The following is a 1,140-nucleotide window of genomic DNA, read 5'->3' as shown; positions in this document are numbered from 1 at the left end:
CGAGCGGCAAGCAAAAGAAGCCGCCTTGCAAGCGCAGCAGGATGCCCTGCAAGGCCAGCAGGCCGCCCTGCAAGCCCAGCAGGCCGCCCTGCAAGCGCGCGAGGCCGAGCGCCAAGCCAAGGAAGCCGCCCTCGCCGAGATCGAGCGGCTCAAAGCGCTGCTGAACGATCGCGACCGCCCCGCGGACGCCTGAAAAGCGGTTCCCCGTAACAGCGGCCTCCGGCCGCAATGATAGTGACCGCGAGAAAACCGGAGGTCGAGGCTTCAGCCGGTCGACCTCGCGTCGGCGCCTCCCTGGTTCGGCTGACGCCTCCTCCAGCACGCGAGGGCCGAGCGCTGGCCGGAACGATGATCAAGGCCCGCGCGGTCAACCGCACTCTCCGTCGTCCCGGCAGGATGCCGGGACCCAGTGCCAAGGACGGTAACCCGCAGCCAGTACACCGCTCCAGTCTATGCGCCAGCCCTGGATTCCGCCATCCCACCCGGAATGACCAACCAAGCAGCCAACCGCGCCCTCCGTCGTCCCGGCATGGATGCCGGGACCCAGTGCCAAGGACGGTAACCCTCAGCCAGCACACCGCTCACGGTTGAACAATGGCCCTGCCTGGCACTGGATTCCGGCATCCCAGCCGGAATGACGGACCAAGCGGGCAACCGCGATCTCCGTCGTCCCAGCATGGATGCCGGGACCCAGTGCCAAGGACGGTAACCCGCAGCCAGTACACCGCTCCAGCCTATGCGCCGCCCCTGGATTCCGCCATCCCAGCCGGAATGACCAACCAAGCCGCAAACCGCGCTCTCCCTCGTCCCGGCATGGATGCCGGCACCCAGTGCCAAGGACGGTAACCCGCAGCCAGTACACCGCTCCAGTTTATGCGCCAGCCCTGGATTCCGGCATCCCAGCCGGAATGACCAACCAAGCAGCCAACCGCGCCCTCCGTCGTCCCGGCAGGATGCCGGGACCCAGTGCCAAGGACGGTAACCCTCAGCCAGTACACCGCCAACGTTTGACCGATCACCCCTACCCGGCCCTGGATTCCGGCAACCGCACCGGAATGACGCGCCACGCTGATCGCGACAGCGCAGTAGTCAAGGTGCCATCCGGATCACTTTCTACCTATACCGGAGGTCGAGATTTCA

The 1,140-nt window shown here is 66.4% G+C and carries 1 protein-coding gene; it reads left to right on the top strand.

Annotation, left to right across the window (positions count from 1 at the left end; translation table 11 throughout):
* A partial coding sequence (locus A39O_RS0110910) for a hypothetical protein (RefSeq protein ID WP_020504694.1) occupies positions 1-193 on the top strand: 193 nt, incomplete at its 5' end.
* Positions 194-1,140 lie beyond the last annotated feature (947 nt).

This window comes from Lamprocystis purpurea DSM 4197 (genome assembly GCF_000379525.1).
In the GTDB taxonomy this organism is placed as follows: domain Bacteria; phylum Pseudomonadota; class Gammaproteobacteria; order Chromatiales; family Chromatiaceae; genus Thiodictyon; species Thiodictyon purpureum.
The sequence above is the reverse complement of the archived record's forward strand: the minus strand, read 5'-3'. Positions and strand labels throughout refer to the sequence as shown.